Consider the following 26,963-nt stretch of genomic DNA (forward strand, 5'->3'; position numbering starts at 1 on the left):
CGCTGTTCTTCCCCCAACGACGGAGTCTACGGTGAAAATCTAGCGGTTTTAACGGGTCGCACGCGAACGGGTTCGCTATGCAATCCATCGACGAGGTACACATCGCTCCGCTCGGCTTCGAGTACGACCGAATTTTGGGTCCCGTCAAGCAACACGGGGTCGATATCCTCTATCTCCTCGAACACGATGGACCGGCGTCGGAGCGTCCCGACTATCACGAGGCGCTCAAAGAGGAACTCGAAGCGGAGGGTATCGAGGTCCGGTCACGGACGGCGGATTTGATGGACATCTACGACGTGTTGGGAATCGTCACCACGCTCGTCTCCGAACACGAAGACGACATCGTTCGGGTGAACGTCGCGAGCGGGTCGAAACTCTCCGCGGTCGGTGCGGCAATCGCTTGTATGGCGACCGACGCGACGGCGTACTACGTCCATCCCGAGGGATATGCGCACGCGGACAGGGACGAGCGTCAGAGCTACGGGTACGTCGGCGAGGAGGTAGTTCCGACGTATCCCATCGAATCGCCGACCCACGACCAAGTGTCGGTGATGAACTACCTCGAAGAAGCGGATACGGACGTGTACACGCCGAAGAAAAAGGACCTCATCGGCTACTCCGAGGACGAGGGTTTGTCGTACATCGCCGACAGCAACCCGGCGAACGACAAGGCGAAGTTCGCCCTGCTGAACGCGAACATCGTGGACCCACTCGAACGGGACGGTTACATCGAGGTACGAAAGGTCGGACGACAGAAGCAGGTGACGCTGACCGAGACGGGACACGACGTACTCCACGCGTTTCGGCACAAACTGTAAGGACGGAAATCAACCGACGGGGAGATAGTGCTAAACGTTAAAACAGGAATGAGAGTAGAAACTGGATGATGAGTATTGATAGTATAGAGAGTTTTGAAACTATCGATAGTACTATGGTAGTACTGAATTACCCACTCGGAGTACGACTAAACGATGACGACGTAGCGACCCACCACCCCGATGGTCGTTTCCCCGACGACCACGCTTCGGCCCTCACTACCCGCCCCCCTGCCGCTCTCAGCACTGGTGGGACGCGAACGATCGTCATCCCCTCCATTCTTCCTCCACAACGTTCGGCAATCAGACGACGCTGAAGAGTCCGTGTACACTCACGTCGAAACTAGTGGCGTGATAGAGGCGTTCTATCGCCATAATAGGGAAATCCGAGCTAACGGTTCATGCGAATGTATTCCATCAGTCCGCGAGGAGATAGCTGCGTTCCGCGATGAATCCCCCACGAAGAATCCCGTCGAGACCCGATGTTCCGGTCGAAATTTTTGTCAGATTAGAACCACTAATGCGCGCGTTGTCATATAGCTATCCGAAGAGTATATTTCTATCGAATCGATTGATCCAAAATCGAACGGTAGGTGGTAGCTATACAAGGGTTTAAGAGGACTTCCCGAACGACGGGACTTTGGTTTAGCCACCTCTCGATCGAACGAGGATGCTCCGCGATTGTACCCAACCGGTGATAACAACGACCACGGTGTACCCCGGCGACCCACAAGTCGAGCGCGTTCAACACGCGACACACGAGGAGGATGGCTATCGCGTCACCCGACTCGAATTGGGAACCCACAGCGGGACCCACGTCGATGCGCCCTGTCACACCGAACCCGGTGGCCGGACCCTCGATTCGTTTCCCGTCGAGACGTTCGCGTTCATGCCCTTCGCGTCGATGTGCGCGGAAAAACGCCGCGCGAGCCGATAGACGGGAGTGACCTACCGGACTCCACGGACGACGACCTGCTCGTCTTCCACACCGGATGGGACGCTCACTGGGGTACCGACGCCTACTTCGACCACCCGTATCTCACGGCCGACGCGGCGGCGTGGTGTGCCGACCACGACTATCACGTCGCCATCGACGCCCTCAACGTGGACCCCACGCCGACCGAGAACGCACGGGACGACGAACCGGCGGGCGTACCCGCCCACCACGAACTCCTCGGCACCGACCACCTCATCGTGGAGAACCTGACGAACCTCGACGACCTTCCCCGGCGGTTCCGGCTTTCGGCGTTTCCGCAATCCGTGGAAAACGCGGACGGAGCGCCCGTTCGGGCGGTTGCGGAGTTCGAAGAATAGAAAGAACGGAGCGGAACCGCGACGAACTGGCGAATCGACAGGTTGATTTCTGGCCGAAAATATCGGAATTCATGGACGACGCTCTCCGAATCCGACTGGACCTTCTCGTCTTCCTGTTGTTCGTCTGTGCCGCGTTTCTCGGGACCATTGCGGTCGGAGTGACGGGAGCGAAAGCGCTCGGCACGTCGATGTTCTTTTTCGGTGTGTGGACCGTGTTCTCCTTCTTTCTCGTGCAATGGAGGGAAATCCGCGACGAAGACGACACGAATACCGAGGACGCGGAAATCGAGTAATCGGAAGGAATCCGTCCCTTCGAATTCCTTCGCGAACCGCTCGCGACCGCTCCCGCCGTCAGCCTTCCATACCGCCGAACGAAAGCCCGCTCTCGATGTAGCGCTGGGCGAACAGATACACGAGGACGATGGGCGTCGCGAAGGTCAGGGCGAAGGCCGAGAAGCGTGCCCACGGCGTCGAGTACTTCCCGACGAGACTGTACAGGCCGACGGGAAGCGTGTACTTGCTCGTATCGAGCAGCAGTTGGGCGACGATGAACTCCGTCCATCCGGCGAGGAAACTGAAGACGAAGACCGTCGCTAACCCCGCCTTCGACAGCGGGATTATGATTTCCCAGACGATGCGCCACGAGGGCGCGCCGTCCATCATCGCCGCCTCCTCGTAGGACGTCGGGATGTTGTCCATGTAGGTCTTCAACAGCCACGTGTTGAACGGGACGGCCGTCGCGGCATAGTAGGCCGCAAGCGCGAGTTTGCTGTTGTCGAGTCCGAACTGGACGAACGTGGCGTACAGCGCGATGAGCGCCGCGACGCCGAGTCCGCCGCCGACCTGCGTGAACAGGACGTACAGATAGAGCACCTTCGACCGGAAGAGGAATTTCCGGCGCGAGAGCGCGTACGCCGCCGGAATCACTATCGCCATCGTCAGGATGACGGTCGGGACCGCGACGGTGAAACTGTTCCAGAGGAACAGCGGGAAGTCCGAACACCCGCCGAAGCGAGCGCAGTTCACCGTGGTTGAGATGCCGGGCGTGTGCAGCGCGATTTCCGTTCCGAACAGGTGGACGGCGATGTCGTAGCTCGGAACTTCCATGCCGCCGAGAACCCACAGATACGCGTCCAACGAGGGTTTCTTCGGGAGAAGTCGGATGCCGCTCGTACTGTAGAGCGACCCGCCGGTCCCGGAGAGCGAGGCGAGGAAAATCCAGTAGATGGGGAACAACAGCACCCCGACCATCACCAACGCGAGCGCAGTGGCGACGAGTTTCGCCGCCACGATGCGCCCCGACACCTCGCCGGTTCGGAGGCCGACCACGGTGTACCGGACCGATTCGACGGCGCGTCCGGGCGCGCCGAGCGCGTTCCGAACGTCGTCCGCGAATCCGCCGAGGACACCGCCGCTCATTCGTTCACCCCCTCCGCGAGACGGCCGCGTTTGACGTTCAGGACCATGAAGCCGCTGATGACGATGAGCGTCGCGGTCATGATGGCGGCCCCCTTGCCGTACTTGTCGAAGCGGAACGCCTCACGGTAACCGTACACGATGAGGAGTTCGTTCTGTCGAAGCGGCCCGCCCTTGTTCATCACGTACGGGATGAGGAACTGCTGGAACGACGCCGCCGCCGTCAGAATCGACGCGAAGAGGACGGGGCGCTTGATTGACGGAAGCGTAACGTGCAAGAATCGGTTCAGGAAGCCAGCACCGTCCACCATCGCCGCGTCGTGAAGTTCCTCGGGAACGTCCTGTAACGCGCTCACGATGATGATGACCATGAACGGGTAGGCCAACCACGTCTCGGTGACGTTGTAGGCCAGAAACGCGGTCCACCGCTGGTCGAGCCACAGAATCGGCTGGATGTGCATACCCTTCAACACCTGATTCGCCAATCCGTACCGGGCATTGCTGAAGATACCGCGCCAGACGGTGATGGTGAAGATGGTGGGAAGCCCCATCGGAACGATGATGACCGAGCGCATGTAGCGCCGACCGATGACGTAGGGGTTGGTCAGCACGAGCGCGATACCGATGCTCAGCACGATTTTGAGCGACACGCTCGTGACGACGAACAGCCACGAGACGCCCATCGAGTTCCAAAATCCCTCGTTGAGCGGGAGGGTGGTGCTGGTCCCGAAGAGGATCAATTTGAAGTGCGGCGCGCCGAACAGCACGTTCTCGTAGTTCTCGAAGCCGACGAACGAGAAACTGTTCGTGAACAGCGTCAGGTTCGTCGCGTCCGTCATGGACAGGAACACCGAGTAGAGGATGGGGTAGAACATGAACGCCAAGAACAGGAACAGCCCCGGCAGTATCAGTAACAAGGGCAGGTCGTCCCGGTCGAACACGGGGTTCCCCAGCGCTTGCGCGCCGCGTGTGAACGTCGAGCGTATACTCATTTCGACCTTATTCCCAGTTCTGTTTGATGGTCTTTTCCGCGGATTCGAACGCGGGCTTGGCGTCCTGTTTGCCCTTAAGCACCTTGAGGAAGGCGTTTTTCACCGGGTCCCACACCTTGTTCATGTGCGGGGCGGTCGGCATGGGTTCGCCCATGGCGACGGACTCGGAGAAGCCTTTCACCGCCGCCGGGAGGTCGTCGCTTCCCGCGAGGTCCTTGTGAACCGGGATGAACCCGTGTTCCTTGGCGAGGTCGAGGAGGAGGTCGGTGTTCGTCGTGTGCCACTCCGTGAACTTCCGCCCGGCTTTTGCGCTCTTTCCGCCTCCGTTCATCTTCTTGGCGAAGTACCACATCTTGACGCCGGTGTACGGGTTCGGCTTACCGCCTTTCGGCTTCGGCAGCGGCGCGACGCCGACATCGAGTCCGGCGTCACGAACGGTTCCGAGGTACCACGGACCGTTGATGGCGAACGGTGCGTTACCCTCGTTGAACACCGCTGCCTGTGGGTCGTACTTCTGGTCCCGCGGCGAGTATTTCGCCAGTTCGTCGCGCACGAAGCGGAAGCCTTTGAGCGTCTCCGGTTTCGTGAGGCCGAGTTCGTCCTTCTTCTCGTCGTAGTAGAACCCGCCGAACGACTGGACGTAACCGCTGATGAAGTAGGGGTCGATGGGGAAGGAGAGGCCGTACTTCCCGTTGGACGGGTCGTGGTGGTCCTCCATGACCGACTGCATCTCGCTCACCGTCTCCGGCGGTTCGTCCACCATATCCTTGTTGTACAGGAGCGCGACCGTTTCCGCGGCGTAGGGCAGGCCGAGCGTTTCGCCGTTGAACTGAACCGCCTGTGCCGCCGCGCTGGTGTACGTCGATTCGGGGTCGACGGAGAGGTTGTCGCTCTGGTCGGAAAGCAGACCCGCCATCTGGTACTCGCCGATCCAGTCGTGGGCCCACTGGAAGAGGTGTGGACCTTTCCCGGCGGGGAGTTTGTTCTCGATGGTCTTCTGGAGGTCCGAGATTTCGGAGAGTTTTATCGAGTTGCCCGTCTCGTCCTGAAACGCCTTCACGTTCGCTTCGAGGCTCTTTTTCGGCCCCTCGGAGCGAGCGTGCCAGAGTTGTGCGGTCCCGCCGTTCGTCCCGTCGTTACCGCCGTTGTCACCATTGCCACCGTCGTTTCCGTCACCGCCGCCACCGTTGGACGTCTCCTCGCCGCCCGCGTCCTTTCCATCGTCGTTGACGCTGATGCAACCTGCAAGGGTGATTCCGGCCAGTGCGCCGCCTGTCTGTAGGAATTTCCGTCGTGGGTACGACATTTGTTATCCGTTATGAAATATGACTTCACGTATTTAATCCTTAGGGATTTTCGTGTCGTTTTCCTATCGACATATTCGAGAAAACGGATGAAAGGGGAGAATTCACCGGTTGAGAAAGTAGTATGAAAAATTCCGTCACAGATTTGGCTCGATGGGAAAGAACTTTACCGTGGTACGACACCACACGAGTAATGGCAAAGCTTCGACTGGAGTCCCTCAGAAAGGAGTTCGACCGCGGGCAGATAGTCGCGGTCGACGGCCTCGACCTCGACATCGAGGACGGCGAGTTCGTCACCCTCGTCGGCCCGTCCGGGTGCGGGAAGACGACGACCCTCCGCATGATAGCCGGTCTGGAAAGCGCCACCAGCGGCCGCATCTACATCGGCGACGAGGACGTGACCGACGTACACGCGAAAAACCGCGACGTGGCGATGGTGTTCCAGAACTACGCGCTCTATCCCCACAAGACGGTCGAGGAGAACATGGGATTCGGCCTCCGGATGAGTACCGACCTCTCGAAGCAGGAGCGCCACGAACGGGTGTACGAGGCCGCCGAGATGATGGGTATCGAGGACCTGCTCTCGGACAAACCGGACGAGTTATCCGGCGGGCAGAAACAGCGCGTCGCTCTCGGGCGCGCCATCGTTCGTGAACCCGACATCTTCCTCTTCGACGAACCGCTATCGAACCTCGACGCCAAACTCCGGACCACGATGCGCACCGAAATCCAGCGGATTCAACAGGAACTCGAAATCACGTCCGTGTACGTCACCCACGACCAGGAGGAGGCGATGACGATGGGCGACCGCATCGTCATCCTGCGCGACGGTGAACTCCAGCAGATGGGCGCGCCGACCGACGTGTACGACCGGCCGACGAACCGCTTCGTCGGCGGCTTCATCGGCTCGCCGAGCATGAACTTCATCGACGTTCGCGCGACCCGTGAGGGCGAGGACATCGTTCTCACCGACAGCGACGGCGCGTTCTCCTGTCGGCTCTCCGCCTCGTTCGGCGACCGAATCGGGGACGTCGACGGCGAGTTCACAGTCGGCGTCCGCCCGGAGGACATATTCCCGGCGAGCGAGGGGGACGGGAACGTCCTCGCGACCACCGTGGAAGTCGTCGAACCCATCGGGAGCGACAACTACCTCTACCTCGACGCGGCCGAGGACTTCATCGCGCGGGTCGATTCCGACGTGGAACCGGCCCCCGGCGAGACGATTCGAGTCACGTTCTCGGAGGACGACATCCACGTCTTCGACGGGGAGAGCGGCACCGTCGTCGGCGAGAAGGGAAAAGTGGCGGGCAGAGCGTCGGTCTGAAACCGGTTCGAGGTTCGATTTTCGATTCAGTGGTCGGCGACTCGTTCGGACGATTGCAGCGCGTCCTGTTCGTGAAGCGATGCGACCGTCGCCAACCGAATGGCGTGCGGCCATCCGAGCGGCGTCGCGCTATCGGGCACGCCGGCGTCGAAGAACTGCTCCGGCAGATAGCCGCTCTCCTCACAGAGCGGTCCGTCCGGCAGGAGGAGCGAAAGAAGGTCATGAGAGCGTCGCGAGAACTCCTCGGCGCGGCTGTCCTCGCGCGCCGAGAGCAGGGCAGAGAGTTCGCTCGCGGCGTTGGCACCCCACGCCGTCGAAACCGTCCAGATTTTGGAAGCCTCCTGTTCGCGAACCCGCCAGTTGTCGCGGTCGAATCGGGCCAGACCGCGAATGTGGCTTTCGTCCGGGTCGCGCCAGAGACCGTCCAGCACGGCCTCCGTGTGGGAGACGAGACGGTCGACCTGTTCCCCGTCGAGGTCGACGACCGACGCGGCGGCGCGGTGTGCGGCGGCGAGCGCGAGCGCGCTGGAATCCAAGCGGTCGTCCCGTTCGCCGTCGACGAGTCGAAGGGCGTAGAACTCGCCCGTCCACAGCTCGTCGAGGCCGTCGAGAACCGCGTTCGCGCCCTCTAACGCTCGTTCTTGCAGGTCGTCCGCGACCGGCGCGCGCGCGAGTTCGGCGTACGCTTCGAGGTACGTCGCCGCGGTGTGGGCGAACCGTCCGGTCATGTTCTCCCACGCGTTCTGGCAGTGAATCGGCAACCCGTCGGGTTCGAGCGTGTCGTCGAGGCCGTCGAGTGCCTCGCGAAGCGTCTCCCGAACCGCCGGTTCGAGGTCCGAGTCGAGGTCCCGCTTCCGGAGGTACCTCGCGAGAAACGCGATGACGCTTCCCGTTTGGTCGGCCTGATAGTCCGCACCGTCGCCGGCCTCGACGCGGGCGTTCGCCCATCCGGGCGCGATGGTCCCGTTTCGGGGCCAAACCCGGTGTGGCCACGTACCGTCGTCGTGTTGAGTTTCACAGTAAAAGCGCGCGCTACGGTCGTGCCAGTCCGACAGGGAGAGGTCGAAACGGTCGTCCGCCGCGAGCAGGAATCCCGAGATTTCGGCGTCGTCACGGAACCACGTGTAGCCGTAGCCACCGGAGTAGCGGTAGAACGGGTCGAAATCAGGGCCAGCGATTCGCGCCCCGGTGTCCGCGGAGAGGAACGAAAGGACGCGTAAATCGTCCGTAACGGCGGTCGTCGTTTGCGCATCGAGCGTCGCATCGAGGTCCCGTTCGGGGGACCCTTTCTCGGCGACGGCGCGGAGCGCTTCGGGCGAGTCGTACTTCGATGCGAGTTCCCGAACGCGGGAAAGCGCGTCCTCGCGCGATGTTTCGCCATGGTTGGCGAGCAGGGAGACGAGCGTCGCCCCGTCGTCAAGCACAAGCGAGACGACGAGTTCGCCGCTCAACCTGCTCTCCTCGTATCGCCCGGTCTCGCCCACGGGTGGAACGTCCTGCGCTCGGTCCGAGAGGAGGGTTTCGAAGTTCGCGGGAACGAGGCCGTCGATTCGGGTTGGACCGGGTGCTGTGGCGAGGTAGTCGTGTTCCTCTGCGTGGAACACTTCGACCGCATCGCCGTGGCGGAGTTGTCCGATTCTGTCGTCCCGACCGTCCGGTGCGAACCCGAAGTAGGCGACGAGTTCGGCGTCGTCGGGGAGGCCCCCGCCGTCCGTCACGAAATGCGTGATGTGGGAATCCGAACGCGTCAGGTCGTACTGGGACACAGCCCAGTCCTCCCCCTCGTGTTCGGTGACGACGAGGCCGGTTCCGCCGTGATACCGTTGTGTCGAATCGACGGCGTCGAACCACACGATGTCCCCGTCCCGCCGAATGCCGAACCGGGAGCGGTCGATGCCGTAGTGACCGCAGAGCGGGAGGGAGTAATCGCGGAGCGACCCGTGCGGGCCGACGTGGACGAGACGAGCGTCGAGACCGGAGAATCGGCCCGTCGTCGTCCGGCGTTCACCGGGGAAACGGGTCGCGTTCCCGCGGTAGCGTTTGAAGTCGGAGAGTGCGTCGCGGAGCGTCATCAGGTAGGACCACGCGAAGGGATGATAAAAGGCTTGGTGAAATAATCCTTCACAGATTATCAGAAGAGCGCAAGATAGATACATCTCCCCTGCGGCGTGGGAAACATGCACGATGCAGGCCCCCCACGGTTCACGACGGTCGGGAAGTCGGTGGAACTCGCACCACGCGACCCCGTTCCTGATGCGAATCCGGAGTACGATTGGAACGTGGAAGAACGACCGGAGGGAAGTTCCGCAGTCGCGGGAGACACCTCGGTTATCCACTTCGCGCCCGACGTTCCGGGCGTCTATCGACTTCGCCTCACCGCACCCGACGGTGAGCACGAACGACTCGTTCGCGCGTTTTCCGACGAGCGCCGCAGCGCGCGGTTCGAGTTGCCGTTGTCAGACCTCCCGATTCCGCACGAGGAGTTGGAGACGGTTTGCGTCATGGGTCCGTTCAACGAACAACTCGTAGGCCGCGACCGGCCGACCTACGAGGACGGGGCGTACGTGTACGAAACGAAGCTTCCGCCGGGGGAACACCCCTACGGGTTCCTGCTGAACGACGACCTCACCGAGCAAGTTCAGGGGACGCTCACGGTTTCGGGACCGGGGCGACCTACAGTCCGACTCACCGCGGAGCGAGGGCCAGAAGCCGTCGTCGTCACTGCCGACGCGAAGTCGACACCCGACAGCGAGTTCGCGGACGACGAACTCGCCGTGGAGTTCTATGCCGACAACGAACTGCTCGGTCACGTCGACGACCACGAACGGGCGGTTCGAATCCCACGCGACGAAATCGGAGACGGGATTCGGCTACACGCCGTCGCAGTCGGTGAGCGCCACAGCGTCGCCGATTGCGCGGAGATTCGCGGGAAAGGCGAGCGCGCAAATGAGACACAAAGTGGGAACGTGAGTGATTCCGAGCGAAGCGAGGGGACGCGAACGCGAATCCACCACCCGAACGACCCGCCGGAGTGGGCCGAGTCGTCGACGGTGTACGAGATTTTCGTCCGGTCGTTCGCGGGGGAGACGGTCGATACCACGTTTTCGGAACTGGAGCGCCGGATACCGTATCTCGAATGGCTCGGGACCGACTGCGTGTGGTTGACGCCGATTTTAGGGAGTCCGACCGACCACGGTTATCACACGACGAACTACTTCGAGACGGCCGAGGACCTCGGCACGCGTTCCGAGTTCGAATCCTTCGTCGAGGCCTGCCACGACGCCGGGATTCGCGTCATCTTCGACCTCGTCATCAACCACTCCTCGCGCGACCACCCGGCGTTTCAGATGAGCGCGGCGGGAGTGCCCGAGTACCGCGATTGGTACGTCTGGGAGGATGACGAGGAAACGGGAGAAGCGAAAGCTCAGCGCTACTTCAACTGGGAACGGATACCGAACTTCAACTTCGATTCGCTCGCAGTCCGTCGGTTCCTCCTCGACGTGGTGGACGAGTGGGCGGGCCTCGTGGACGGATTCCGATGCGACGTGGCGTGGGGCGTCCCGCACGAGTTCTGGAAGGAAGTCGCGGACCGCGTCCCCGACGATTTCCTGCTCCTCGACGAGACGATTCCGCGCGACCCGGACTACCACGAGGGCGAGTTCACGATGCACTACGACACGACGCTGTACGGCACTTTGCGCGAAATCGGGAACGGGGAGAAACCCGCGTCCGCCGTCTTGGACGCGATAGAGGATGCGGCGCACGTCGGGTTCCCCGACAGCGCGGTCCACCTCAGATACGTGGAGAACCACGACGAATCGCGCTACCGCGATGAGTGCGGTCGAGCGGCGCTCAAAGCCGCGGCGGCGGCGACGTTCACACTCCCCGGCGCGCCGATGATATACTACGGACAGGAGCGCGGTATGACCGAGTATCGGGGAACGATGTGCTGGGAGGACGGTGACGACGGATTGACGGCGTTCCATCGCTCGCTCAGCGCCGCACGCGAGGAACTTCCCGTCCTCCGCGAAGGGACGGTCGAACGTGTCGAATGGGAGAGCGGTTCGTCGGACGTCGTGGCGTTCGCCCGCGAAACGAACTCCGAACGCGTCGTCGTGGCGCTGAACTTCTCGGAACAGGACCGGCCGGTACGAATCGGCGAGCGAACCGAAACGGTGGACCTCGTGACGGGTGAGGCAGTTCCGACCGTGACGCGGAACGAGGACGGGACGGCCGTCGGGACCGAACTCCTCGTTTCGGACGTCGTGGTGGTTCGAATCACCGAGGAAAGTAAATAGATACCCGATAAATCATGAGTCAGGAAATGGACGACCGCACGCTCTCAGAACTCCTCCGTCAGTTCGGACTCTCGGAGAAAGAAGTCGATACGTATCTCGCGATTCTCGAACAGGGCGAGGCCAAAGCAAGCACAATCGCCGACGACGCTGGGGTGTCGAAGCGGTACGTCTACAGCACCAGCGAGAAGTTGGCGGAGCGCGGGTTCGTGGAGGTGAACGACCACGTCGTTCCGACGATGATTCGGGCGAACCCGCCGGAGGGGGTCATCGGTACGCTCGCGGACCGGGTGGAGACGATGCGACCGGCGCTGGACGAACGCTACTCGTCGACGACCAGCGAACCCGACCAGTTCGAGGTCATCAAATCGCGCGTCACCGTCATCAAACGGATTCAGAACAGGCTCGCCGCGGCGAACGAAGAAGTGACGCTGTCGATACCGTACGAACACCTCCCCGAAGTCGCGAGCGAACTCGAACAAGCGGTCGAACGGGGAGTGTTGGTCTTGCTCGTCCTGAGCGGCGTCCACAGGGACGACGTGGACGGGTCGGAGTTCGAGGGACTCGCAAGCACGGTCCGGGTGTGGCGCGAACCGATGCCGACGACGCTCACGGTGGACAAGCAGTTCGGTCTCGTCTCTCCGACGGAAATGATAGTCCGGTCGAACAGCGACAAGCAGGCCATCACGTTCGCACAGGAACAGCTCGTGCCGGTCCTCGTCGGGTCGTTCTTCGGCAACTACTGGCCGATGGCGAACGAGGTGTACGCGGCCGAACCGGTGGCGCTGCCGAAGACGTTCGACGACTTTCGCTCCGCGGTGTTACAGGCGACGCTCCACCTCAGGGAAGGAAACGAGATTCTCGCGCGCGTGCGAGGCCGACCCGTCGGCGGGGAGTCGGACCCCACGACGGTCGAAGGAAGTATCGTCGACGTTCGTCAGTCGCTGCTCGAACCGGCGTCCAACGCGTTCCCGGTCGAAGCGGCCTTCGTCCTCGAAACAGAGGACGGCGAGGTGACGGTCGGCGGAAGCGGGTCGTTCGTCGAGGATTTCGAAGCCGAGAACGTGACGCTCGAACTCGCTCAGTAACGGTCGATATGTCGTTCGAGGAGGCTCCGATTCTTTCGGTTCGCCTTCCACGTCGCGTCGAAAATCGAACCGAGGACGGGCACCGACCCGCCGAAGGTGTCGATTGCGACGTTCGCGAGCATTCGAGCGAGGACGTGGCGCGGGACCTCCATTCGGTAGCCTTCGAACGCGATGTACAGCGAGATGAGCGCGGACGCGAGGTCTCCACCGACCGGAAGCAGACCGAGAATCGGGTCAAGACCGACGCGGAACTGGGTTCCCGGAACGCGAAACGCCTCGTCGAGGAGGTGACTCACTTTCTGGACCCGCTGCATGGATTTTCGCTTATCACGGGGGAGCTCTTCAGGGAAGTCGGCGGGGTTCATCGGGATATATCCAGGGGCTTTACCCGGTTATGTGTTCCGGCAGTCCGGTTTACCTAGCCAGTTCATTTAGGGAAATCACCCACGTCAGGGGAACCATGCGCGAGGTCGAAATCACGTCGATACATCGGATGACGCCACGGGTAAAGCAGTTCGAACTCGCCGCGGACGAGCGGTTCGAATATGAACCCGGCCAACACACCCGGCTTCACTTCGAACGCGAGGGTGACGGGAGCGACGAGGGAGCGGGCGAAGGTGAAGATGGAGAGAGCGAAGACGAGGAGGTCGTTCGCCCATACACGGCGACCGGGTTGCCGGGAACGGACAGCATCACGTTGGCGATAAAGCGCTACGACGACGGAACGGCGTCGGAGTACATGCACGACCGCGACCCCGGAGACACCATCGAAATCGAGGAGTTGGACGGAAACCTCTACCTCCGTGACCTCGATACCGACGTGGCTTTCGTCTCCACCGGGACCGGTATCACCCCCATGATGGCGATGGTGAAACAGTACCTTCGGGACGGAAACGGTCACGCAACCTTCCTCTACGGCGAGAAATCACAGGAAGACGTGATGTATCGCGAGACGTTGGACCAACTCGAAGCCGAACACGACGACCTGACGGTGGTCTACTCGCTTTCCGACGAGGACTGGAGCGGCCGAACGGGGCACGTCCAAGAACACATCGAGGACGTCGTTTCCGACCCCGAGAGGACGGATTTCTACTGCTGTGGCGTTCCCGGTATGGTCGTCGAAACCGAGGAGAGACTCGGCGACATCGGCGTCCCCGAAGAGCAGATATACAGCGAAGGGTGGGAGGAAGACGAGATTTCAGAGGAATGATTTCAGGAGGGGGGAGTCAGATTTCAGGAGGGAAGTCAGATACGGTATCGCATGACGTTCCGAAACAGCCAATCGAATGGGGAGAGAGACACGAGACATGGACACTCTGCGCATCACGGTGTGGAACGAATTCCGGCACGAACGCGAGGACGAAGCGAACAAGGATTGTTATCCCGACGGCATTCACGCGGTGCTCGCCGAGACGTTCGAGGAACAGGGTTTCGAGGTCGAGACGGCGACGCTCGACGAACCCGAACACGGTCTGACGGAGGATGTGCTCGCGGAGACGGACGTCCTCACGTGGTGGGGCCATATGGCCCACGACGAGGTGGCGGACGAGGTGGTCGAGCGGGTACACCAGCACGTCCTCGACGGGATGGGCCTCCTCGTTCTCCACTCGGGTCACTTCTCGAAGATTTTCAAGCGGTTGATGGGGACGAGTTGTGACCTGAAGTGGCGAGAAGACGGCGAGCGGGAGCGGTTGTGGGTCGTCGAACCGAGTCACCCCATCGCGGAAGGTATCGACGAACAGGTCGTCGTTCCGGAAGCCGAGATGTACGGCGAACGATTCGACGTACCAGCACCCGACGAACTCGTCTTCGTCAGCTGGTTCGAAGGTGGCGAAGTGTTCCGAAGCGGATGTTGTTACCGCCGAGGGTCGGGACGAATCTTCTACTTCCGTCCCGGCCACGAGACGTACCCGATTTACTGCCAGCCGGAAATTCGACGGATTCTGGGCAACGCCGTCGAGTGGGCCTCGTCCGGAAACGAATCACGGCCCGATTTCGGAAATGTTCCGGAATCGCCCGAGCGGCAGTAGCACCGCCAACAAGGCGGGTAACACGGAATTGAGCGCTTCGAGTACGGAGCCGTCGATAAAACAGAAACCACGATCAATATAATTTACCCTACGAGACGAGAACAAAGTTATATATTGGTCACAAACGAGACCTGTAGTGTAAAATGGAAGGTCGCCAGATACGGGTTCTCCATGTCGAAGACAACAAGTTCTTCGGAACGGTGGCATCGGAAATCATCCGACAAGAACTCCCCGATGCGACCGTCCACACGGAGACCGTCCCAACGGACGCGCTTACCCGTCTCGAACAGGAACGGTTCGACTGCGTCGTTAGTGATTACGAGATGCCGGGGATGGACGGACTCGAACTCCTCGATGCGGTGCGGGAGACGGCGCCGAAGATGCCCTATATCCTCATGACGGGGGGTGGAAGCGAGAAGACCGCGAGTAACGCGATCTCCGCCGGCGTCACCGACTACCTCAAGAAAGGAACCGGGAAGCAGCAGTTCGTCTCCCTCGCAAATCGGATCGAAAACACCGTCTCCCACCGCCGCGCGGAGGAAACGGTCCGGCGACAGATAGCCATCAACGAACTCATCTGGGGAATCAGCCAATCGCTCCACGAAGCCTCGACGCGCGAGAGGATAGTCGAATCCGTGTGTAACCGTCTCGCCGCGTCCGAATCGTATCGGTTCGTCTGGATAGGAAAGACGAACGACGACGGAACGGTCATTCCTCGTGTTTCCGCGGGAGTCGAGGAGGGCTACCTTGACGACGTGTTTCACGACGATGTGGAGAGACAGCAGTACGCACCGCTCTCTCGCGCGCTCGAAACCGGACGGATTCAGATAATCCGGAATATGGGGAACGATTCGACGGGCGAAGAATGGCAACGAAAGGCGCTCGAACGAGGATACCGCGCCAGCGCAACGATTCCGCTTCAGTACGAAAACACCATGTATGGTGTGTTGAACCTCTATTCCGGACATCCATATGCGTTCGACGAGACCGAACGCCACGTTCTCTCGAAGTTCGGAAACAGTATCGCGTACGCCATCAACTCCGTTCGGACGCGACAGGAGTTACTCCGTCGTGAACAACGCCTCCAAGTGTTCAATCGAATCCTCCGTCACAACCTTCGAAACGACCTCAACGTGGTTCTCGGTCACGCGGACAATCTGATAGAGGCGGTTCCGGAAGCAGCCAAAAGCGCACGGATAATCAAACGAAAAGCGACCGACCTGATAGACGTCAGCGAGAAAGCACGCCAGGTCGGGCGGACGCTCGACAAACCGGGTAGAGCGCGCGCAGCCATCGAAATTACGGAACTAATACAGCGGACGTGTTCGGACCTTCGGGAAACGTATCCCATGGCTGACCTCTCGGCAGACCTCCCCGAGAGCGTATGGGTGTATGGGGACGGGACCCTCGATACGGTAGTCAACGAAGTCGTCGAAAACGCAATCAAACACAACGACCGCGGGACACCGAGGGTGACACTTTCGGTATCGACCATCGAGACGAACGAGGATCAGTGGGTCAAAATCGTCGTCGCGGACGACGGGCCGGGAATTCCGGAGGGGGAACGAGAGGTGCTGATCGAAGGACGGGAAACCGCTCTTCAGCACGGAAGTGGACTCGGGCTGTGGTTGACGAACTGGATCGTCGGCAAGTTCGGCGGAGAACTTCGTTTCGGAACCAACCAGCCACGAGGCAGCGTCGTAACGATTCGGCTCAAGGAAGCGAATTCCTCCGTCGATTAGCTCGCGAGAAAGACAGTTTTCCAGTGACGGTCCGGTTTTCGGTGGGCCATCGACCCGACGACCGACGTTTCGAATCAGTCATCGGTATTTCAAGCCGATCGTCGGTGTTTCAAGTCGATCAGTCGTCTCTGTTCAGTGCTAAAATTCCATCCATAAATATATAAATGAGAAATTGAGTGGTAGGAACGAAATGAGTACGGAACTATCGGATACTGTGGAACGATTCCGACGACCGGAGTACACGGGTGAGAATCGCTGTATTCCATGTACGGTGGTGAACGTCGCCATCGCCGTCGTTGCCAGTACGGTACTGACCTTCTTGGCGATACCGCTCGGAGTCGCGTTCTTCGTGTTCAGTTTAGTCGCGATTTACCTCCGCGGATATCTCGTTCCCGGAACACCGTGGTTCACCAAAACGTACTTCCCCGACAGGTTGCTTCGCAGCTTCGACAAACACGAACTGCAGACCGCAGAGCCGAAAGCGACGGATCGCAACCCGGAAGCGGTTCTCGCCGAGGCAAACGTCGTCGAACCCTGCGAAGAGATGGACGACCTCTGTCTCGACGAGGAGTTCCGAACGCTGTGGCACGAGAACATGGAGCGTGTCATGGAAGAAGGAGCGGAAAAGCGCGACTTGAGTCGGATTCTCGGCGCAGACGAGTCGGAGTTGGAGTTCGAAGAACACGACTCCGCCTTCATCGCCAAAATCGATGGACGTCGGCTTGGACAGTGGGAGTCGCGTCCCTCGCTCATCGCTGACCTCGCCGCTGCCCGAGAGTTGAGCGACAGATACCACCAGTGGGACCGACTATCCATCGACAACCAGAGTCGCATCCTTAGCGGCCTCCGCATCTTCCTCGATACGTGTCCGGAATGTGGCGAGGATATCACGATAGAACAGGAGACGGTAGAGTCCTGCTGCCGGTCGATAGAGGTCGTCGCGGCCACCTGTGAAGGGTGTAATGCGCGTATCCTCGAAGTCGAGCAAATGGAGTAAGACGAGTCGACTGCTCAGCGAGTTTGTGAGTATCGGCATCTGATTTCTACGAGACCTATTTCTACCGAACCCGTAACGGACACCACACCACTATTTCCGCTGTTATTGTGCAGCGAAACGACGATTCTGATCATTCAGTTTCACGGGGTAGTGTCGAGAAATAACGGTATAGAGTGCGCGAGAGAGACTAACCAACCACTGTTCGTTTTCATTGAATGTTTTGTTGACTCCTCTATTTCCGCTGTCTTCGACTCCGAACGACGACGAGCGAATTTCGAGCAACGTATAAGTGACCCCGTGATTTCCGTTGTTTCCGTCGTTTGAGCAAATTTCTTCACAACCCCACCGTTTCCGCTGTTCTCGTGAGCGTGGTTGTCGGTGTTGACGACGATGAGATGCGTGCTCGCTGCTGGAACGAGTAGTGTTGGTATTCGTCCACTCTCGATACAGTCGCTCTCAATGCTGTCATCGTTGATACGGTGCTCGTTTTGGGTCATGAGTATCGATGGATCGTGAGTATTGACGGGTCATGAGTATCGGCAGATCACGAGTATTGAGTTACCCTCAGGGGGTACAACTGTCCGAACGAAAACGAGAAACGTCGATAGAGAACGAGATCGAGTAGACGTACACGGTTCTACATACCCCACAGTTTCCGCTGTTGGATAGACGAAGTTTGGCGAACGAATCCCGAGACGGAGGCCTTGGAGATATATGGGTAAGGGTGGACACCCACCCCATGATTTCCGCTGTTTTGGTGGGGAAGGGTGGGTGGGGTGAAGAAGTGGATGTGAGGAGGCGGGTGTGAACGAGGACAGATTATGGCGCGGAAAGTACGAGGCTCGTGTTCAGAAAGCGAGTTTCCAGCCGAGGAAAACAGCGGAAATGGAGGGGTATCAATATGGGAGAAAACGCACTGGAACGCCCTAAAAGGGTGTTATAGCCGTTCTAACTGGAAGGCGAGACTCTCTGAGAGAAGCAATGTAACGCACACGAATATCGTTGCTGAAGTGACGAGAGTACTGATGAAGAAGACAAGTGATTGGATAAACGAACGGACGAGTGAACGAGAATCGAAGCAACTAGATTCTAGTTTAATTACGTTGTTAACTACGTATTAGTTCCCAATACGGATACTGTTCGACAAATTAGGATATAAATCTATCGCTTTTATAGAGCTGTTTCCCACACCCCCCTACCGTCCATTCCTAAAGACTCCGGAAACAGTGGGGTGGGTGTGTGTTTATAAACAGTTGACATCGTTTTCCGTCGTCCGCGATTCGACAACCCACTGTATTTGGGGCTCTCAGCGTCTTTTTGCTGACTTTACTCTGCAATTAACCCCTCGACACTACTTTCTCTCCCCCACCGTTTCCGCTGTTCTTCGAACGATCGTCTCCATTGTTGCATTCTTAGTTTCCGTTTTACATTCTCAGCTTCCGTTTTACATCGTCACTCCATGACTTCCCGTCGTTCCCCTTTCGCCCGAACATCGGAAACGATGCACCGCCTCAAATCTCGGTGATTATTAAATCGTTCGGAACAAAAGAAACAGCGGACGGTCCAGTTTTATATACTCGACTGTGAATACGTTGTATAATGACTTCGTTCAGTTTCGACCGGGATAATTCCCTTTACAAGAACCGTGACGCTCTCCTGGAGGAGTACACGCCGAACAATCTGGTCGGTCGGGACGACGAACTCGAGGAGTACCACGCTGCACTCCAACCGATAATCAACGGAGAAGCGCCGTCGAACATCTTTCTGTACGGGAAAAGCGGGGTCGGAAAAACCGCTGCAACCCGATTTCTCCTGAACCAACTTCAAGAAGACGCCGCCCGGTACGACGATATCTCCCTCTCCGTCGTCGAGATCAACTGCGACGGCCTGAACTCGAGTTATCAGGTCGCGGTTCGCCTCGTCAACACGCTCCGTGACCCCGCGGATCAGATCAGCAACACGGGCTACCCGCAGGCACAAGTGTACAGCTTTCTCTGGGACGAACTCGACCTCCTCAACGGTACCATCATCATCGTGCTGGACGAGGTTGACCACATCAACGACAACTCCATCCTCTACCAAATCCCCCGCGCGCGGAGCAACGGCTATCTCGAACACGCCAAAATCGGCCTCATCGGTATCAGCAACGACCTCTCGTTTCGTGATTCCCTCTCGGCGAAAGTCCGTTCCTCGCTCTGTGAAAAGGAAGTCTCGTTCCCGCCGTACGATGCGACGGAGCTCCAGAAGGTGCTTTCCCAGCGTGAACAGGTCGCGTTTCACGAGAACGCCCTCGCGGAGGACGTCATTCCGCTCTGTGCGGCGTATGGGGCACAGGACGCCGGTGACGCACGGCAAGCGTTGGACCTGCTCCTCGAAGCCGGGGACCTCGCGCGAAAGGACGCGGAAGGGCAGGTCGTCGACCATCACGTCCAGGAGGCGCGCCGGAAACTCGAACGCGACCGAATCATGGAGGGTGTCGCGGACCTCACCCAGCACGCACGTCTCATCCTCTACGCGCTCACTTCTCTCGAAGCGGAGGATAACTCTCCCGCCCGCTCACGGGACATCCGCCCACGGTACGAACAGCTGTGCAACCACATCGGTACCGAGGCGCTCACGAGCAGACGAATGCGCGACCATCTCGCCGACCTCGCGATGCTCGGCGTCATCTCCTCGACCGAGAAAAACGAGGGAATGTCCGGCGGGAAGTACCGCGAACACGCGCTCAAACAGGACCTCCACCTCGTGGTGAGTGCCCTCGAAGAGACCATCGAACTCGCCGGCGTCCACGAAAGCATCCGCCCGTACTACCAGTCGCTCCTCGACGAACGAACGGACGGGTAACGGACGGTAGAGAAAAGGACGCTGAGAAAAGCGCACGCGGTAAATACACGGGAAAAACGTTTAGGGTAAATGCAGGGGGAAAACGTTCAGGGTAAACACACCGGAAAAACGCACGACTGAATGGGGGTGACTCTCCCGTTTCGACACGTCTAACCCCATTATTTCCGTTGTTACACTCCTATTTCGACATTCGAATTAACGCCACAATTTCCGTTGTTTTCCCGATGGACGGATTCGTCCACGTGTTCCCCTTCGAACCCCCCCATTTCCGCTGTTTTTCTATTCCCGTCGGGCTTCTACGTCCGCTCTGACTCCTGCGATTTACTTCACGCCGACTCTTCCGATTCACTCCATCCCGGTTTCTTCGATTAACTCCACTCTGACTCCCTCGATCAACTTTACTCCGACTCCCTCGATCAACTTTACTCCGACTCCCTCGATTCACTCGACACCGATACTAATTCCTCCGCGTCCAGGTGCTTTCGGTCGTTCTCCCAACACGACGGTTTCCGTCAACCGCTGCCCGCCTCTGATGAGTTCGACATCGACCCGTTCTTCCGGTCGCGTCTCGATGAGGAGGTGGCGCATCAACTCCTCGTGTGAGCGCACGGCCGTTCCGTCCAGACCGACGATGACGTCTCCGCCGACGGGGACGTCGCGCCCGCGGACCGTTCGAACCGATTCACACCCCACGAGGGCACCGCTCGCCGGACCGAGGCGCACGTCCACGACGAGGACGCCGCGGGTTTCGGCCAACTCGTTCGCCTCTGCGACGAGCGGCGAGACGTCCACCGTCGATATTTTGAGGAACGGATGACGGTAGTAGCCGGTTTCTATCAGGTGTGGCACGACCCGCGAGACGATGGCTCCCGAGATGGCGAACCCGATACCGTCGCCTTGTCGGGCCCGATTGACACCGACGACTTCTCCGTCCAACGTCACGAGGGGACCGCCGCTGTTGCCGGGGTTGATGGCGGCGTCCGTCTGGACCGTATCGGGGATGGCGAACCCGTTTCCGGTGGGAAGCGAGCGGTTCGTTCCGCTGACGATTCCCCTCGTTATCGTCCCGTCGAGTCCCATCGGGTTCCCGAGCGCGACGACCCGTTGGCCCGGTTTGGGCGCGTCCTCCGCGACGGGAAGCGGCGTGGCGTACGCCGGAAGGTCGGCCACTTCCACGACGGCGAGGTCGGTGCCGTCGTCCCGCCCGACGACGCGTCCGGTTCGCCAATCGCCCTCGCTGAACCGGAGTTCCACCTCCTCGGCACCGCCGACGACGTGTCTGTTCGTCACGGCGTATCCGTTCGTCTCTACACCGCCGCTCACCCATCCGTCTCCGTTTGTCGTCTCCTCTCCACTTATCATCCCGTCTCCACTCGTCGCCCCGTCTTCATTTTCCGCTTCGTTTCCGTCGTGGCCGTAGATGAACCCCGACCCCGCGCCGACCCTCGTCGGCCCGTTCGCGTCGCGTGGGGTGACGTACACCGACACGACCGACGGAATCGTCTCGCTGTACAACTGCTCGTATGTCAACTGCTCTCCCGTTGACTGTTCGTTCGTTTCGTATTCGTTCATGCGTTACTTCGATCATCGAACTTCGTACCGACCAGTGAACTCACGGCCGGGAAACGAATCCCTGTCCCGAGCGACACGAACCGTGAATCGTGGAGGGCGGCGGCCCGATGGCCGATTCACGTTAGGTTAGTGCCGAACACGGTTAAGCGTGTCACCAGTTGTCACTCGGAGTGCACGACTTCGACTCGATATCTCTCACGACCCCTCGGCGCGGCACCTTTGTACGCCGCGACGCCCGTGTTCTCCAGTGCCTTCGCCACGCCGAGGAACTCGGAGACGTTGCCGTAGCCGAAGTCGTATTTCGCTTCTTCGACCGGCGTGCCGCCGAGTTTCTTCACCGTTTTCGTAAGGGCATCGACGTGGGCGGCCTCGTGGTCGCCGACGGTGTTCATGTAGCTCGGAACGTCCATACGGACTCCCTCGCCGTACTTCGAAAGCACCTTCGCGCCAATCAGTTCGTCGTCGCTGAACTCCTTCAGGCCGTCGCGGTAGAAGGCGTTCTCTAGGTGTTCGAGCGTCAACGCGTAGTTGAGTATCGGAACGCCCGGTTCGCCATCTCCCCTTCTTCTTCAGTCGTCTTCATGTCCGCGGTGGTCGTCCCCATGCCAGTCGTGGTGTCCGTCGTGGACCCTGCCCCGTGGTCGGTATTCCCCGAACAACCCGCGAGCGTGACCACAGCCGACCGTCGCAGTCGTTCCGAGGAACACTAGCCACGTTCGTCGCCGTCCCGCGTGAGTCGAATCGTCGGTGGCGTCGTTGGTCTGTTTCATGGCTTCACTCCCATCGAGCCCGTAGGGGTCAAAAACGATTTTCCGAACTATGACATGAATGCGCCGAGGATGTTTCGGGACTGTCTCCCCGCTCTACCCAAATTCGTCCTCCGGGTCGGGTCAATCTCCAAGTCGGCGTCCGTCCTCTCTCCACCTATGGGGGACTCATCGACGTTCGAATTCGACGGGGGTCGCGTCGAACCCGGCACCACGCAACAGTTCCACTTTCCGACCAGCGAAACCTACCTCGGAGACCCGGTTCGAATACCCGTCACCGTCATCAACGGCGAAAAATCCGGCCCGACAGTGTTTCTCGGAGCGGCGCTTCACGGCGACGAACTCAACGGCATCGAAGTGGTCCGGGAAGTCGCGGGGGAGTGGGAACACACGGACGTTCACGGGACCATCGTCTGTCTGCCCGTACTCAACGTGCCCGGCTTCCTCGCCCAAGAGCGTTATCTTCCGGGGTACGAACAGGACCTGAATCGTGCCTTTCCGGGTGACCCGGCAGGGACGAACGACCGCCGTATCGCCGACCGCATCTTTCGTAACTTCGTCGAACCGTGTGACTTCGGCATCGACTTCCACACGTCGACGCGCGGCCGGACCAACATGCTCCACGTTCGGGCCGACATGGTAGACCCTACCGTCTCCCGCCTCGCCAACGCCTTCGGAACGAACCTCGTCATCGCCGGACGCGGTGCGCCCGGAATGCTCCGTCGCGAAGCCACGGATCGGGGAATTCCGACCATCACCATCGAGATGGGCGAAGCTCACCGCTTCGAACGCGGCCTCATCCAACACGCATTGAAGGGCGTGAAGAGCGTCTTCGCCGAATACGGTATCTACGAACAGGAGCTCGTCCGCTGGCCCGGATGGCGGACCGTCGTGGAAACGGACGACGAACGGACGTGGATTCGTGCGGACGAGGGGGGAGTAGTCGACATGCATCGCTCCCGCGGCGAACTCGTGTACGAAGGCGACACCATCTGTGCCATCAGCGACCCGTTCGAACGCGAAGGCGTCGAAGTGGTCGCGCCGTTCACCGGCCTCCTCGTCGGCGTCCTCGAAAATCCCGTCGTCTATCCCGGAAACCCGCTGTGCCACCTCGTAGAGATCGACTCGACCGTTCGCCGCTCCATCGAGTTGTCCGCGTAGGCCGTTCGAGCCCCGCACTAGCTGCACTATATCTAAAAAATGATCCATGAATCAACGATGATCACGTTCGAAGTCTGTATCCTCCATGCGTCGGATCGTTCTCTTAGGCTACACACCGAGACGGACGAGGAGCGCCACGCCACTTGGCTCGAACTCTTTTTCGACTTGGTGTTCGTACTCGCGGTGGCCCAACTCGGGCGGTTGCTTCACGCGAACCTCTCCCTCGGTGGAGTTCTCGTTTTGGTCCCGTTGTCCTTCCCGGTTTGGTGGGCATGGGTCGGATTTACGTACTACGCCGACCAGTTCGGCACGAACGACCCGGTTTTCCGGAGCGTCATCGTCGTCGCAATGTTCGGGGTCATGCGTTCGCAACGACGGTCCACGATGTTTTCGCGGGCGGAACCGTGGCCTTCGCCGCGGCGTATCTGTTCCTCCGATGTTGGTCGTGGGGCTGTACGCACAAACGTGGCTCGTGACGGCCGACCTTCGGGAACTATGTCGTCCGTGGATTGCCGGATTCACGCTCGGTGCGGGGGTGTGGACCGTCTCGCTCTTCGCCCCATCGCCGATGCGGTATCTGCTCCGGTGACCGTCGCCCTTACCGCTGGTGTCCTCGTTGGATTGGTGGGTTTGAGGGAATCGACTCCCGATTCGAGCGACCCGAGTCCGAGGGTAGCCGCACATCCTAAGTCCGACGCCCGAGACTGCACTCTCAACGGAACGATATCGCTGTATCCGATTTATAAACGCAAAAAGGTCGAAAATTGGTTCCTCAGTTCGTCGCCACCGACACGAACGTTTCCGGGCGCTCCTTCCCGAACTTCACTTCGAATCCTGCGGTAGTGAGGAGTTCGCTCGCCTTCTCTTCGTCGTATCGTTCGTCGACCGACGGGCCATCTTCGCCACGACCGTTCGCGCTCCAATCGGCGACGACCAACCGGCCTCCCGGCCGAAGCACGCGTGCCACCTCCCCGAGCGCGTCCGCTCCCGCGAACTCGTGGAACGTCATCGTGGAAAACGCCGCATCGAGCTCGTCGTCTTCGAACGGGAGATCGTCTACTGCCGCCGTAACGAGCGCGACGTTCTCCGGGACGCCCTTCTTCCGATAGTGGTCGTGCATCTCCGCTTGCACGTCTACGGCGTACACGGAGACGCCCATTTCGTCGCCGAACGAGGCCACGTCGTCGGTGTAGAATCCCGTCCCGCTTCCGAGGTCGGCGACGGTTTCATCGCCGGCGAGGTCCAGTTCCGCTACCAATTCGTCGCGGGAGACGTACCGATACCGTCCCGGATCTTCGAGCTTTGCCGCCTTATCGGGGTCGAACGTGTGAAAACCCATCTCGTACTCCTATCGTCACCCTCCGAATAAAGAACCCCGTTTAAGCGAACCGCTCGACGAGGTTCGTCAGCGTCGCCTCGTCCTGCATTCCGACCAACCGCTTTACGGGTTCCCCGTCGGCGTACATCTGCAGCGTCGGCACGCCGCGAACCCCGTGTCGCTGTGCGAGCGGTTGGTGCTGGTCGATGTTCACCTTGGCGACGACGGCGTCGGTTTGCGCCGCCACGGTTTCGAGTACCGGTTCGAGCATCTTGCACGGGCCACACCAATCCGCGTAGAAATCGACCAACACGACTCCGCCCGTCTCAGTCAACTCCTCGAAACGCGTTTCGCTCCCGACGTGAACCGGCTGTTTGGCGGTTTCTTCGTTCGTCTCCGATTCTTCGTTCACCAACGCTTCGCGCTTTCGTTCCCGTATTTCGCTGAGTTCGTCCGTCATTCACTACACCGTAGGGACCGGTCCGATTTAACGGTTTTGCACTACTTGCACAATTAGTGTGCCGTAGATGCCCGTTTCGTTCCCACCACTCCCCCGAAAAACCATCCGGAATTACTGCATCGGGCTCTCTCGAAATATCTATCTGTATATCTTTCCAGAAATATATGTGGATATATGTGAATAATTCTATTCAAATATCTATCGAGATATCCGCAAGCAAGAAGCGACTTTTACCGCCGACCGTAGCCCCACTCTTCCATCACGCGGCGGACGTCGTCCGCGTTCTCCAACCCTGCTCGGATGAGTGCTTCGCGCACGTCGAGTGCCATCACCTTGTCACCGTCGAAGGTCTGGCCTAATTCACGTTCTAATTCGTCGATTTCAGTCGCCGTTTGGTCTTGTACGTACACCGGAACGGCGTCCCGGTCGGCTTTCACGGTTCGACGTGCGAAGATGAACGGGAGCGGGTCGGAACTCGTACTCGTCGTCTTTGGCTCCGGTTCGCTCGGCGTCGATTCGCCTGCATCTGACTCGGTCGCGGCGGCTTCGTCGGTCGAAGCCGTATCCGCGGTCGATTCGGCGTAACCCCCGATGTCGTCGCTGTAATCGTCGTCCGTCGCGCCGTACCTGTCGTCCTTGGTCATGCCTCGACCTCCACCGCGTCGACCGTTCCCTGTTGGACGATTCGCGCTAGCTGTTCGAAGTTCGCGAGCAGATCTTCCTCGTACTCGCGGAGGTCACGCGTTTCCTCGCTTTCCGCGAACTCGAACAGGTTCATCTGGTTCTTCCACGCTTCCTTCAACACGTCGCGTTTTCGAACGCCGAAAGGCGTCACCGGTTTCCCGTCCATTTCGAGTTCCTCGCGCGTGTCACGGTAGATGTTCGAGTCGCCGACTTCGTTCGGAACGACGGCGAGGATTCCTAATTTGAAGCTGTCGTCGAACTTCTTGAATCCGCGCTCCATGCTGTCGAGGGTGTCTTCCAACCCTTCGATGGAGATGCTTCCCTTTCGAGTGAGCTCGATGGGGATGAGGACGTTTCGCGCCGCGACGAGCGCGTTATCTACGAGAACGTTCAACGTCGCCGGCGGGTCGATGATGAAGTAATCGTACTCCGACGCGACGGATTTGAGCGCCGACCTGAGTTGGAACTCCCGAAGCGAGGTGTTCCGTGCGGCCATCTCGCTCTCGATATTTGCGAGTCCCTCGTGGGACGGCACGAGGTCGAAATCCTCCGTTTCGACGATGAGCGACCGGATGTCCTTCTCGTCGTCTAACAGGACGTCCCCGAGGTGGTCGCGGTCGCCGGTTTTCAACTCTTGGTAGCCGACGTGGTCGGTCAGACTTCCCAATTGGGGATCCAAGTCGATAACGAGAACCCGTTCGTCCTGTCGGCTCAGCGCGGCGGAGACGTTCGTCGCCATGGTCGTCTTGCCGACCCCGCCGGACTCGCTCCACAGTGTGATGGCCCGTTTCATACAGTCGGTCGATATACGCTAGCTCCTCATAAATTCTCGTCAGACAA

General features: G+C 59.8%; 24 protein-coding genes and 2 pseudogenes. 14 read left to right on the forward strand and 12 right to left on the reverse strand.

Annotated elements, in window-relative coordinates; all coding sequences use genetic code 11:
- Positions 1–77 precede the first annotated feature (77 nt).
- From AC1XDK_RS18230 to AC1XDK_RS18240, 3 genes and pseudogenes are all read left to right on the forward strand, one after another.
- The gene (locus tag AC1XDK_RS18230; RefSeq protein ID WP_483351395.1) at positions 78–818 is read left to right on the forward strand and encodes an HFX_2341 family transcriptional regulator domain-containing protein; all 741 of its coding nucleotides are present in this window, start codon (positions 78–80) and stop codon (positions 816–818) included.
- A gap of 667 nt (positions 819–1,485) precedes the next feature.
- Positions 1,486–2,129 (forward strand): annotated as a pseudogene (locus AC1XDK_RS18235) (cyclase family protein).
- Positions 2,130–2,200: 71 nt separating this feature from the next.
- Positions 2,201–2,422: a hypothetical protein gene (locus AC1XDK_RS18240; RefSeq protein ID WP_483351396.1), complete on the forward strand. Its 222-nt coding sequence runs from the start codon at positions 2,201–2,203 to the stop codon at positions 2,420–2,422.
- Positions 2,423–2,480: 58 nt separating this feature from the next.
- On the opposite strand, the gene AC1XDK_RS18245 is transcribed toward AC1XDK_RS18240, so the two are convergent.
- Genes AC1XDK_RS18245 through AC1XDK_RS18255 form a run of 3 tightly spaced genes read right to left on the reverse strand, consistent with a single transcriptional unit; the run spans position 2,481 to position 5,843 of the window.
- A complete protein-coding gene (locus AC1XDK_RS18245; RefSeq protein ID WP_483351397.1) occupies positions 2,481–3,548 on the reverse strand; it encodes a sugar ABC transporter permease in 1,068 nt (355 codons plus the stop codon).
- Positions 3,545–4,537, reverse strand: a complete 993-nt coding sequence (locus AC1XDK_RS18250) for a carbohydrate ABC transporter permease (RefSeq protein ID WP_483351398.1) — start codon at positions 4,535–4,537, stop codon at positions 3,545–3,547. Before AC1XDK_RS18250 ends, AC1XDK_RS18245 begins: the two co-directional genes overlap by 4 nt.
- A gap of 7 nt (positions 4,538–4,544) precedes the next feature.
- On the reverse strand, positions 4,545–5,843 hold the full coding sequence (locus tag AC1XDK_RS18255; RefSeq protein ID WP_483351399.1) for an extracellular solute-binding protein: 1,299 nt from the start codon (positions 5,841–5,843) through the stop codon (positions 4,545–4,547).
- Between the two features lie 191 nt (positions 5,844–6,034).
- Between AC1XDK_RS18255 and AC1XDK_RS18260 the strand changes: the two genes are divergently transcribed.
- Positions 6,035–7,165: an ABC transporter ATP-binding protein gene (locus tag AC1XDK_RS18260; RefSeq protein WP_483351400.1), complete on the forward strand. Its 1,131-nt coding sequence runs from the start codon at positions 6,035–6,037 to the stop codon at positions 7,163–7,165.
- Between the two features lie 26 nt (positions 7,166–7,191).
- Here AC1XDK_RS18260 and AC1XDK_RS18265 read toward each other — a convergent pair whose 3' ends face one another.
- A complete protein-coding gene (locus AC1XDK_RS18265) occupies positions 7,192–9,237 on the reverse strand; it encodes a DUF7997 domain-containing protein (protein ID WP_483351401.1) in 2,046 nt (681 codons plus the stop codon).
- Between the two features lie 105 nt (positions 9,238–9,342).
- Between AC1XDK_RS18265 and AC1XDK_RS18270 the strand changes: the two genes are divergently transcribed.
- Together AC1XDK_RS18270 and AC1XDK_RS18275 are read left to right on the forward strand one after the other, a co-directional pair.
- A complete protein-coding gene (locus tag AC1XDK_RS18270; RefSeq protein ID WP_483351402.1) occupies positions 9,343–11,463 on the forward strand; it encodes an alpha-amylase family glycosyl hydrolase in 2,121 nt (706 codons plus the stop codon).
- A 26-nt stretch (positions 11,464–11,489) separates the two neighbouring features.
- Positions 11,490–12,548, forward strand: a complete 1,059-nt coding sequence (locus tag AC1XDK_RS18275; RefSeq protein WP_483351644.1) for a TrmB family transcriptional regulator — start codon at positions 11,490–11,492, stop codon at positions 12,546–12,548.
- Here the strand turns inward: AC1XDK_RS18275 and AC1XDK_RS18280 are convergent.
- Positions 12,542–12,913: a DUF4112 domain-containing protein gene (locus AC1XDK_RS18280; protein ID WP_483351403.1), complete on the reverse strand. Its 372-nt coding sequence runs from the start codon at positions 12,911–12,913 to the stop codon at positions 12,542–12,544. The genes AC1XDK_RS18275 and AC1XDK_RS18280 overlap by 7 nt on opposite strands.
- Before the next feature lie 95 nt (positions 12,914–13,008).
- On the opposite strand from AC1XDK_RS18280, the gene AC1XDK_RS18285 reads away from it, so the two are divergent.
- From AC1XDK_RS18285 to AC1XDK_RS18305, 5 genes are all read left to right on the forward strand, one after another.
- Positions 13,009–13,758, forward strand: coding sequence for a ferredoxin--NADP reductase (locus tag AC1XDK_RS18285; protein WP_483351404.1), 750 nt, complete (start codon positions 13,009–13,011; stop codon positions 13,756–13,758).
- 97 nt (positions 13,759–13,855) lie between these two features.
- Complete coding sequence (locus AC1XDK_RS18290; protein WP_483351405.1) at positions 13,856–14,578, forward strand: ThuA domain-containing protein; 723 nt, start codon at positions 13,856–13,858, stop codon at positions 14,576–14,578.
- A 143-nt stretch (positions 14,579–14,721) separates the two neighbouring features.
- The gene (locus AC1XDK_RS18295) at positions 14,722–16,320 is read left to right on the forward strand and encodes a hybrid sensor histidine kinase/response regulator (protein ID WP_483351406.1); all 1,599 of its coding nucleotides are present in this window, start codon (positions 14,722–14,724) and stop codon (positions 16,318–16,320) included.
- Between the two features lie 190 nt (positions 16,321–16,510).
- Positions 16,511–17,317 carry a DUF8054 domain-containing protein gene (locus AC1XDK_RS18300; protein ID WP_483351407.1) on the forward strand — a complete coding sequence of 269 codons (807 nt, stop codon included), beginning with the start codon at positions 16,511–16,513 and terminating at the stop codon, positions 17,315–17,317.
- A gap of 1,599 nt (positions 17,318–18,916) precedes the next feature.
- On the forward strand, positions 18,917–20,161 hold the full coding sequence (locus AC1XDK_RS18305) for an orc1/cdc6 family replication initiation protein (RefSeq protein WP_483351408.1): 1,245 nt from the start codon (positions 18,917–18,919) through the stop codon (positions 20,159–20,161).
- Positions 20,162–20,602: 441 nt separating this feature from the next.
- Here AC1XDK_RS18305 and AC1XDK_RS18310 read toward each other — a convergent pair whose 3' ends face one another.
- The 3 genes from AC1XDK_RS18310 to AC1XDK_RS18320 all read right to left on the reverse strand — a co-directional run bounded on the left by AC1XDK_RS18310 (position 20,603) and on the right by AC1XDK_RS18320 (position 22,503).
- Positions 20,603–21,733, reverse strand: coding sequence for a S1C family serine protease (locus AC1XDK_RS18310; RefSeq protein ID WP_483351409.1), 1,131 nt, complete (start codon positions 21,731–21,733; stop codon positions 20,603–20,605).
- A 161-nt stretch (positions 21,734–21,894) separates the two neighbouring features.
- Positions 21,895–22,269, reverse strand: a complete 375-nt coding sequence (locus AC1XDK_RS18315) for a ferritin-like domain-containing protein (protein WP_483351645.1) — start codon at positions 22,267–22,269, stop codon at positions 21,895–21,897.
- A gap of 33 nt (positions 22,270–22,302) precedes the next feature.
- The gene (locus AC1XDK_RS18320; RefSeq protein WP_483351410.1) at positions 22,303–22,503 is read right to left on the reverse strand and encodes a hypothetical protein; all 201 of its coding nucleotides are present in this window, start codon (positions 22,501–22,503) and stop codon (positions 22,303–22,305) included.
- Positions 22,504–22,659: 156 nt separating this feature from the next.
- Here AC1XDK_RS18320 and AC1XDK_RS18325 point away from each other — a divergent pair, with 156 nt between their 5' ends.
- From AC1XDK_RS18325 to AC1XDK_RS18335, 3 genes and pseudogenes are all read left to right on the forward strand, one after another.
- Positions 22,660–23,661 carry a succinylglutamate desuccinylase/aspartoacylase family protein gene (locus AC1XDK_RS18325; RefSeq protein WP_483351411.1) on the forward strand — a complete coding sequence of 334 codons (1,002 nt, stop codon included), beginning with the start codon at positions 22,660–22,662 and terminating at the stop codon, positions 23,659–23,661.
- Positions 23,662–23,718: 57 nt separating this feature from the next.
- Positions 23,719–23,964, forward strand: a pseudogene (locus AC1XDK_RS18330) (low temperature requirement protein A); the annotation flags it as partial.
- A gap of 142 nt (positions 23,965–24,106) precedes the next feature.
- On the forward strand, positions 24,107–24,250 hold the full coding sequence (locus AC1XDK_RS18335; protein ID WP_483351654.1) for a hypothetical protein: 144 nt from the start codon (positions 24,107–24,109) through the stop codon (positions 24,248–24,250).
- Positions 24,251–24,433: 183 nt separating this feature from the next.
- On the opposite strand, the gene AC1XDK_RS18340 is transcribed toward AC1XDK_RS18335, so the two are convergent.
- The 4 genes from AC1XDK_RS18340 to AC1XDK_RS18355 form a co-directional block, all read right to left on the reverse strand.
- Entirely contained in the window at positions 24,434–25,000 is a 567-nt protein-coding gene (locus tag AC1XDK_RS18340; RefSeq protein WP_483351412.1) for a class I SAM-dependent methyltransferase, read from the reverse strand.
- Between the two features lie 40 nt (positions 25,001–25,040).
- Entirely contained in the window at positions 25,041–25,439 is a 399-nt protein-coding gene (gene trxA / locus AC1XDK_RS18345; RefSeq protein WP_483351413.1) for a thioredoxin, read from the reverse strand.
- Positions 25,440–25,669: 230 nt separating this feature from the next.
- The gene (locus AC1XDK_RS18350; protein ID WP_483351414.1) at positions 25,670–26,083 is read right to left on the reverse strand and encodes a DUF7970 domain-containing protein; all 414 of its coding nucleotides are present in this window, start codon (positions 26,081–26,083) and stop codon (positions 25,670–25,672) included.
- Positions 26,080–26,916 carry a ParA family protein gene (locus AC1XDK_RS18355; protein ID WP_483351415.1) on the reverse strand — a complete coding sequence of 279 codons (837 nt, stop codon included), beginning with the start codon at positions 26,914–26,916 and terminating at the stop codon, positions 26,080–26,082. Before AC1XDK_RS18355 ends, AC1XDK_RS18350 begins: the two co-directional genes overlap by 4 nt.
- Between the last annotated feature and the right edge of the window lie 47 nt (positions 26,917–26,963).

The organism is Haladaptatus sp. HS23, from assembly GCF_056892285.1.

Coding starts and splice junctions, on each gene's coding strand:
- AC1XDK_RS18230 (WP_483351395.1), top strand. CDS start 78: ATGCAATCCATCGACGAGGTACACATCGCTCCGCTCGGCTTCGAGTAC.
- AC1XDK_RS18240 (WP_483351396.1), top strand. CDS start 2,201: ATGGACGACGCTCTCCGAATCCGACTGGACCTTCTCGTCTTCCTGTTG.
- AC1XDK_RS18245 (WP_483351397.1), bottom strand. CDS start 3,548: ATGAGCGGCGGTGTCCTCGGCGGATTCGCGGACGACGTTCGGAACGCG.
- AC1XDK_RS18250 (WP_483351398.1), bottom strand. CDS start 4,537: ATGAGTATACGCTCGACGTTCACACGCGGCGCGCAAGCGCTGGGGAAC.
- AC1XDK_RS18255 (WP_483351399.1), bottom strand. CDS start 5,843: ATGTCGTACCCACGACGGAAATTCCTACAGACAGGCGGCGCACTGGCC.
- AC1XDK_RS18260 (WP_483351400.1), top strand. CDS start 6,035: ATGGCAAAGCTTCGACTGGAGTCCCTCAGAAAGGAGTTCGACCGCGGG.
- AC1XDK_RS18265 (WP_483351401.1), bottom strand. CDS start 9,237: ATGACGCTCCGCGACGCACTCTCCGACTTCAAACGCTACCGCGGGAAC.
- AC1XDK_RS18270 (WP_483351402.1), top strand. CDS start 9,343: ATGCACGATGCAGGCCCCCCACGGTTCACGACGGTCGGGAAGTCGGTG.
- AC1XDK_RS18275 (WP_483351644.1), top strand. CDS start 11,490: ATGGACGACCGCACGCTCTCAGAACTCCTCCGTCAGTTCGGACTCTCG.
- AC1XDK_RS18280 (WP_483351403.1), bottom strand. CDS start 12,913: ATGAACCCCGCCGACTTCCCTGAAGAGCTCCCCCGTGATAAGCGAAAA.
- AC1XDK_RS18285 (WP_483351404.1), top strand. CDS start 13,009: ATGCGCGAGGTCGAAATCACGTCGATACATCGGATGACGCCACGGGTA.
- AC1XDK_RS18290 (WP_483351405.1), top strand. CDS start 13,856: ATGGACACTCTGCGCATCACGGTGTGGAACGAATTCCGGCACGAACGC.
- AC1XDK_RS18295 (WP_483351406.1), top strand. CDS start 14,722: ATGGAAGGTCGCCAGATACGGGTTCTCCATGTCGAAGACAACAAGTTC.
- AC1XDK_RS18300 (WP_483351407.1), top strand. CDS start 16,511: ATGAGTACGGAACTATCGGATACTGTGGAACGATTCCGACGACCGGAG.
- AC1XDK_RS18305 (WP_483351408.1), top strand. CDS start 18,917: ATGACTTCGTTCAGTTTCGACCGGGATAATTCCCTTTACAAGAACCGT.
- AC1XDK_RS18310 (WP_483351409.1), bottom strand. CDS start 21,733: ATGAACGAATACGAAACGAACGAACAGTCAACGGGAGAGCAGTTGACA.
- AC1XDK_RS18320 (WP_483351410.1), bottom strand. CDS start 22,503: ATGAAACAGACCAACGACGCCACCGACGATTCGACTCACGCGGGACGG.
- AC1XDK_RS18325 (WP_483351411.1), top strand. CDS start 22,660: ATGGGGGACTCATCGACGTTCGAATTCGACGGGGGTCGCGTCGAACCC.
- AC1XDK_RS18340 (WP_483351412.1), bottom strand. CDS start 25,000: ATGGGTTTTCACACGTTCGACCCCGATAAGGCGGCAAAGCTCGAAGAT.
- trxA (WP_483351413.1), bottom strand. CDS start 25,439: ATGACGGACGAACTCAGCGAAATACGGGAACGAAAGCGCGAAGCGTTG.
- AC1XDK_RS18350 (WP_483351414.1), bottom strand. CDS start 26,083: ATGACCAAGGACGACAGGTACGGCGCGACGGACGACGATTACAGCGAC.
- AC1XDK_RS18355 (WP_483351415.1), bottom strand. CDS start 26,916: ATGAAACGGGCCATCACACTGTGGAGCGAGTCCGGCGGGGTCGGCAAG.